Annotated in this window: 7 protein-coding genes and 1 pseudogene; 5 read left to right on the top strand and 3 right to left on the bottom strand. The window is 53.0% G+C overall.

Annotation, left to right across the window (positions count from 1 at the left end):
- Nucleotides 1–195: 195 nt before the first annotated feature.
- Nucleotides 196–384 (bottom strand): annotated as a pseudogene (locus ACT8X9_RS03350) (DUF6061 family protein); the annotation flags it as partial.
- 149 nt (nt 385–533) lie between these two features.
- Here ACT8X9_RS03350 and ACT8X9_RS03345 point away from each other — a divergent pair.
- The 5 genes from ACT8X9_RS03345 (at nt 534) to ACT8X9_RS03325 (ending at nt 3498) form a co-directional block, all read left to right on the top strand.
- Nucleotides 534–782, top strand: a complete 249-nt coding sequence (locus tag ACT8X9_RS03345; RefSeq protein ID WP_097791371.1) for a hypothetical protein — start codon at nt 534–536, stop codon at nt 780–782.
- Between the two features lie 58 nt (nt 783–840).
- The gene (locus ACT8X9_RS03340) at nt 841–1272 is read left to right on the top strand and encodes a hypothetical protein (protein WP_444268129.1); all 432 of its coding nucleotides are present in this window, start codon (nt 841–843) and stop codon (nt 1270–1272) included.
- 123 nt (nt 1273–1395) lie between these two features.
- Nucleotides 1396–1689: a type II toxin-antitoxin system RelB/DinJ family antitoxin gene (locus ACT8X9_RS03335; RefSeq protein ID WP_120120645.1), complete on the top strand. Its 294-nt coding sequence runs from the start codon at nt 1396–1398 to the stop codon at nt 1687–1689.
- Nucleotides 1686–2006, top strand: a complete 321-nt coding sequence (locus tag ACT8X9_RS03330) for a type II toxin-antitoxin system RelE/ParE family toxin (RefSeq protein ID WP_444268128.1) — start codon at nt 1686–1688, stop codon at nt 2004–2006. Before ACT8X9_RS03335 ends, ACT8X9_RS03330 begins: the two co-directional genes overlap by 4 nt.
- A gap of 13 nt (nt 2007–2019) precedes the next feature.
- Nucleotides 2020–3498, top strand: coding sequence for a recombinase family protein (locus ACT8X9_RS03325; RefSeq protein WP_444268127.1), 1479 nt, complete (start codon nt 2020–2022; stop codon nt 3496–3498).
- 396 nt (nt 3499–3894) lie between these two features.
- Here ACT8X9_RS03325 and malQ read toward each other — a convergent pair whose 3' ends face one another.
- Both malQ and ACT8X9_RS03315 read right to left on the bottom strand, forming a co-directional pair.
- Nucleotides 3895–5397 carry a 4-alpha-glucanotransferase gene (gene malQ / locus ACT8X9_RS03320; RefSeq protein WP_444268126.1) on the bottom strand — a complete coding sequence of 501 codons (1503 nt, stop codon included), beginning with the start codon at nt 5395–5397 and terminating at the stop codon, nt 3895–3897.
- A gap of 16 nt (nt 5398–5413) precedes the next feature.
- Complete coding sequence (locus ACT8X9_RS03315) at nt 5414–6232, bottom strand: endonuclease/exonuclease/phosphatase family protein (protein ID WP_444268125.1); 819 nt, start codon at nt 6230–6232, stop codon at nt 5414–5416.

Genomic DNA, 6232 nt, shown 5'->3' with positions numbered 1-6232 from the left:
GGATATGTATATAGGAAAAGTATGGCAGCTCAAGGCACACTACGGAGTTTTGATTTGGCTGCTCGTTTTCCTACTTTCGTTTATTATCGGAATGCTTGTTGAAAAGAAAAATCATTGTTAAAATGCGTAGTTAATAATAGACAGCCATCTATTTGCAAGTCGCAAGTAGATGGCTGTCGGTTTTATCTGTATATTCTAATTAAAGGTCAATCCTCTAAATCTGCCATGGTCACAGCTGAGTGAGAGATAATGCTCAATCTCACCACCCAGCACAAGCTGAGCATACTCCAAGGGCTTGTTGTAGAGCAGCCAGTCCAGTTCCGCCCGCTGCGTTGGAGTATTGCCGTATTCGTCCTCAATAGCGATGCAGATAAACAAAACTGTGATTATGCAACAAATTTTCCATGAATTTATGTGCAGCTATACGATTTTGAAAAATTTTGTAGACAAACGAAATAAATTGGGCTTAAATTTCGTTATTCCAGTAAGAAACGCAAGAGATTTCTTTTAGAGTGTATATAGGAGATCCTTTTATGCTAGAGCAGTTTTTCAAATCGCAAGTCGCAACCGTTTCTGATCCCTACCAAGGCAGCCGCATCACGGATGCGTTGGCGGCTGCGGGAATCAAGTTCTATTGCAAAACTAAAGATGTCAATCGGCGTAATACGTTCGATCAGGCAAGAATTGGAACTCTAGGTATAAAACCAAAGTATATCACAGAGATATTTGTAGACAAAGAAAATGCAGATATGGCACTGCATATTGTACACACGCTAAAGTAAAGTCTGCGATATCATAGTTCTTACAGCGTGATATGTTTTCAGTTGACTGGAGAAAAACATGAAAAGAATTTGCATTGGACTTTTGACCGCACTAGGGTGTATTGCTGTAGCTACGGCGTTGATTGTTCGGCCATTTAGCAAAAAATCCATCCAGTCTTATGTACTGCGAAATCAGGATGAGCTGACAAACTATGCGCGGAAAGTGATAGAAGAACATCCAATGGGACCGCTAGAGTGGAATGGATGGAAAGTATATTATTACGCAGATGATATGGTGGAATTTTGTACAGGCTCTTTCGGGCTCATTCCGAGTACTACATATAAGGGCTTTTACTATTCTGAAGATGATGAACCACATGGCTTTCAAGATGTTCCGGTTGAGTTTGTAAAAAGTGAAAATGGATGGTCGTGGGCAGAATCAGAAGGTGATAATACACAATATACTGAACGAATTGCAGCACATTGGTATTGGTATGAAGCAAAATTTTAGAAGTCGGAGAACCTGAAGTTATGTTGTGCAATATGGAGAAATTTAATTATAAGTTTGGGAGTTGTTGATTTGCAACGCAAAATACGTTACAATAAGGTCGAGGTGATAACCATGGAAAAAACGATGACACTCAATCTTCGTGTCAACCCCACCGTTAAGCAGCAAGCCGAGGATGTGTTGAAGCAGCTCGGCATCCCGATGGCAACAGCCATTGATATGTACCTGCGCCAGATCACCCTGACTGGCGGCATCCCCTTCTCGCTGTCCCTGCCGAAGGCTCCTGCGGCTCTGAACGCTGACACCATGACCGATGACCAGCTCCATGCAGCCTTGCAGGTAGGCATCAAGGAGATTCAGAACGGTGATACCGTGGATGCTGCAAGCGCATTCGCACAGTTCAGGGAACAGCACAGATGAAGCAGTATGACGTGAAAATTTCCCATGCGGCCCTCAGCGATATGGAGCAGATTTACAGCTATATTGCTGACCGTCTGCTGGAGCCTGACACGGCTATGGGGCAGTATAACCGCATTGCAGAAGCAATCCAGTCGCTGAACATCCTGCCGGAACGCTGTGCGCTAGTGGAAAGCGAGCTGGAGCGCACCCAAGGGCTGCGGCAGATGCTGGTGGACAACTACTCGGTGTTCTACATTGTGGGCGAGGATGCCGTGTCGGTGGCCCGTGTGCTGTACAGTGCATCCGACCTTGTGCGCCGCCTGCGGAGAATGAAGTGAAAGGGGTGTTTGCATGACCGCCGTGATTTACGCCCGCTATTCCAGCGATAACCAGCGCGAAGAATCCATTGAAGGTCAGATTCGCGAGTGTACGGCCTACGCCGAAAAGAACGGCATTACCGTGGTCAAGCACTACATTGACCGCGCCCTTTCCGCCAAAACCGATAACCGCCCGGACTTCCAGCAGATGATCAAGGACAGCGAGAAACGGTTGTTTGACATTGTGCTGGTCTGGAAGCTTGACCGTTTTGCCCGAAACCGCTATGATTCGGCCCATTATGAGTACCAGTTGGAGCGAAATCATGTCAAGCTGGTATCTGCCACGGAGCCTATTTCGGACAGCCCTGCGGGTATCATGGTCAAGAGTATGCTGACCGGCATGGCTGAATACTATTCCGCAGAACTTTCTGAAAAGGTCGTGCGTGGCATGACCGAGAATGTTCTGAAGGGGAAGTACAACGGCGGCACGATTCCCATTGGTTTTAAGGTGGATGAGGAGAAGTTCTTTCAAGTCGACCCGCTGAAAGCTCCCTTTGTGGTAGAAGCCTTTCAGCGGTACAACGATGGTGTGACCATGAAGGAGCTGATGAACTGGCTGAACGACAGCGGTGTGACCACCAACCGCAACCAGAAGTTCACCTACAACAGTGTTCAGAAGCTGCTGACGAACAAACGGTACATCGGTGAAAACCACTTCAAGGACATTGTGATGCCCGACAGCATCCCGGCCATCGTGGACAAGGATTTGTTTGAGGAAGTGCAGCTGAAAATCAAAAAGAACAGCCGTGCTCCTGCCCGCCACAAGGCCGAGGATGATTATCTGCTCACCACCAAGCTGTTCTGTGGAATGTGCGGCGCGATGATGTTCGGCGAGTGCGGTACGGGTCGGAACAAAGTCGTTCATCATTATTATAAGTGCGCCACCGCGAAGCGTTTCAAGACCTGCAAGAAAAAGACCGTCCGTAAAGAGTGGCTGGAAGATTTGGTCATAGCTGAAACCATGAAGCTGATTCAGGATGATGCCGTGATTGATGCCATCGTTGCAGAAGTCATGGAGTTGCAGGATCAGGAAAACACCACTCTCCCTTTGCTGGAAAAGCAGATGCGCGAGGTAGAGAACGGCATTGAGAATATGCTGAACGCTATCCAGGCGGGTGTGCTGACCAATTCCACCAAATCGCGTTTGGAAAAGCTGGAAGCCCAGCAGAAAGAACTTGAGGTTCGGATCGCCGAAGAAAAAATCGCTCGGCCTCGGTTGAGCGAAAATCAGGTTCGGTTCTGGCTGACCCGGTTCCGCAAGATCGACCCGAACGTGAAAAGCCACCGGGAAACGCTTATCAATACATTCGTGAATGCTGTTTATCTCTATGATGAAAAAGTTTTGATTACATTCAACTACAAAGACGGCACAAAAACCATCACTTTCGATGAAATCGCCGCCAAAGATGCCCCAGAGGGCAATGGTTCGGATTTGGGTTGCTTCGCTCCATGAAAAAACTGCTAGTGTAGAGATACACTGGCAGTTTTCTTTTGTATAAGCGTCAGACTCACAATGGCGGGTGGATTCGAACAGCAGCGGAGCCGACCGCCGCCTGTGGCGGAAACAGGGAGGCGAGGCTGGGGCTGCGGCCAGCAGGATGCGAGCGGCAGAGAAGCAGACGCTGGGAGCCGCAACCCGGGTTCCTTATCATAAGCGCGGCTTGCGCAATCCACCCGCGCCCGCCTTGGAAATCGCACTGCTCTGCACAGACCTCCAGCACATAACAGAAGAAATGCGTTCTATTCTTGCATCGGTAGAATGACCCCATACGAAAAAGCGCCCCCGCCTCGGAGAACATCCGAAGCGGGGGCGTTGTCATGCTTATGCAGTTATGGGCCGCATTTGCGGTCAGGTCCAGTTCTTCCGCCCGTAGCGGGTGGTCATCTGGCAGATCTCCTTTTGGAGCTTCTTGGTCAGCTGGGTCTTTTTCAGCCGCCAGCGCCAGTTCTGGCCCACGGTGGAGGGCTGATTGATGCGGGCGGAGTTGTCCAGCCCCAACCAGTCCTGCATAGGGATGATGCAGGTCGCCGCTGCGCTGCGCAGGATCGGTGCGATCATGCTTTTATAGAGCTGCTCCTCTGGGGTGGCGTAGTCGTACAGATAGTCCCGCACCATGGTACGCTCGGCGGCAGTGATGGTCTTGTGCCACGATACCAGCGTTTCGTTGTCGTGGGTTCCGGTATAGGCCACACTGTTCACAGGGTAGTTGTGGGGCAGATAGTCGCTGGCACTGCCGGTATCCCGGGAGTCAAAAGCAAATTCCAGCACCTTCATGCCGGGGAAGCCGCTGTCCCGCACCAGCTGACGCACGGTGTCGCTCATGTAGCCAAGGTCTTCCGCGATGATGTTCCGCTTGCCCAGTGCCTGCTCCACAGCGCGGAACAGCTCGATGCCGGGGCCTTTCTCCCAGTGGCCCGGCGCGGCGGTCTCGCTGCCGTAGGGGATGGAGAAATACTCGTCGAAGCCGCGGAAGTGGTCGATGCGCACCACGTCGTACAGCTCAAAGCAGTACCACAGGCGGGTGATCCACCACTGGTAGCCGGTCTCGCGGTGCGCTTCCCAGCGGTAGAGCGGGTTGCCCCAGAGCTGGCCGGTGGGCGAAAAGCCATCCGGGGGGACACCCGCCACTGCTGTGGGGAGGTTCTCCTTGTCCAGCTGAAAGAGGCCCGGGTTTGCCCATGCGTCCGCCGAATCCAGCGCCACATAGATGGGGATGTCGCCAATGATCTGGATGCCCTTGCTGTTGGCATAAGCCTTCAGTCTGCGCCACTGCTCCTCAAATTTGAACTGGAGATACTTGTGGTATTCCACCTCAAAGTACAGCTCCCGGCGGTAGTAGTCCATGGCGGGCTGCCAGCGCAGACGGATGTCCTCGGCCCACTCGATCCACGGCTTGCCCTCAAAGCGGCCCTTGACCGCCATGAACAGGGCAAAATCGTCCAGCCACCACTTGTTTTTCTCACAGAACGCCGCAAATGCCTCGTTGTGGCCGATGTCGCTGCGGGAGTAGGCCAGCCGCAGCAGGCGGCCCCGCTCTGTGTAGAGGCGGCTGTAGTCGATGTCATCTGCCTTGCGGCCAAAGTTTGCCTTTTTGCACTCGGCGGCGGTCAGCGCCCCTTCCTCCACCAGAGCATCCAGACTGATGAAATACGGATTGCCCGCAAAGGCGGAAAAGCTCTGATAGGGGCTGTCGCCGTAGCTGGTCACGCCCAGCGGCAGGATCTGCCAGTAGGTCTGCCCGGCTTCCTTGAGCCAGTCCACAAAGTCGTATGCTTCCTGCGAGAAGCAGCCGATGCCGTAAGGGGACGGCAGACTGCTGATGGGCAGCAAAATGCCTGCACTTCTCTGCATCTTCGTTTACCTTCCTTTATAACTCGATCAAAATACCGGCATGGTCGGACACCTGCGGCTCCCGCAGGCCGTTGAACACGACCCGGCTGCTTTTTACGGCGAGCGCCTTGGAGCACCAGATCTGATCGATGCGCTTTTTGGCCGCTGCATCCGGGGCATCCCGCCAGCCATCAATGGCCTGCACGACGGTGTAGCCCTCGTCCCGCTGCTGTGCCAGACGATAGGTATCCTGCCAGCCGCTGCGGAGGATGAGGTCGTAGCCCTCCCCCCGCACATCGGCTTCGCTGTTGAAATCTCCCATCAGGAAGGCGTTCTGCTTTGCACCTGCCGCCTGCGACAGCTTTTCCCACTGGGCCGAGAAGGGTTCTTCTTCGTCCTTCCACCAGCCCAGATGCACCGCATAATACCAGACATCTCCTGCACAGATGCCCAGTGCACGGCGGGTCTTCCAGTATTTATAATCACTGCTTTTGCTCAGCAGAAGGTTTTCGGCGGCGGTGATGGGGGCACGGCTGAACACCGCCATCCCCTCATCGTACCTGTCGTAGCCGATCTTTGCCGGGAGCCAGCTCCAATGGTAATGCACGCCCCGCTCTTCCAGCATCCGGGCCACTGCTGCGGCGTGGTTGTCCGCTTTCAGCAGCACCATATTGCCGGGGCAGGGGTAGTATCCCGCCGGGACATCCCCCAGCAGCGGAGCGGCGGCCGTCTGGTTCACCTCCTGCAGGGCGAACACATCCGGCTGCTCCTCTGCGATGAAATCTACAAAAGTGTCCCGCTTTGCCTCATAGTCCGGCTCAATGAGGCTGTGGGTATTCAAAGTCAACAGTTTCAT

It is taken from the genome of Faecalibacterium sp. (assembly GCF_052358865.1).
GTDB lineage: Bacteria > Bacillota > Clostridia > Oscillospirales > Ruminococcaceae > Faecalibacterium > Faecalibacterium butyricigenerans.
The sequence above is the reverse complement of the archived record's forward strand: the minus strand, read 5'-3'. Positions and strand labels throughout refer to the sequence as shown.

Excerpts from the sequence above, each read along its gene's own strand:
- ACT8X9_RS03345 (WP_097791371.1), top strand. The coding sequence starts at position 534 with ATGCTAGAGCAGTTTTTCAAATCGCAAGTCGCAACCGTTTCTGATCCC.
- ACT8X9_RS03340 (WP_444268129.1), top strand. The coding sequence starts at position 841 with ATGAAAAGAATTTGCATTGGACTTTTGACCGCACTAGGGTGTATTGCT.
- ACT8X9_RS03335 (WP_120120645.1), top strand. The coding sequence starts at position 1,396 with ATGACACTCAATCTTCGTGTCAACCCCACCGTTAAGCAGCAAGCCGAG.
- ACT8X9_RS03330 (WP_444268128.1), top strand. The coding sequence starts at position 1,686 with ATGAAGCAGTATGACGTGAAAATTTCCCATGCGGCCCTCAGCGATATG.
- ACT8X9_RS03325 (WP_444268127.1), top strand. The coding sequence starts at position 2,020 with ATGACCGCCGTGATTTACGCCCGCTATTCCAGCGATAACCAGCGCGAA.
- malQ (WP_444268126.1), bottom strand. The coding sequence starts at position 5,397 with ATGCAGAGAAGTGCAGGCATTTTGCTGCCCATCAGCAGTCTGCCGTCC.
- ACT8X9_RS03315 (WP_444268125.1), bottom strand. The coding sequence starts at position 6,232 with ATGAAACTGTTGACTTTGAATACCCACAGCCTCATTGAGCCGGACTAT.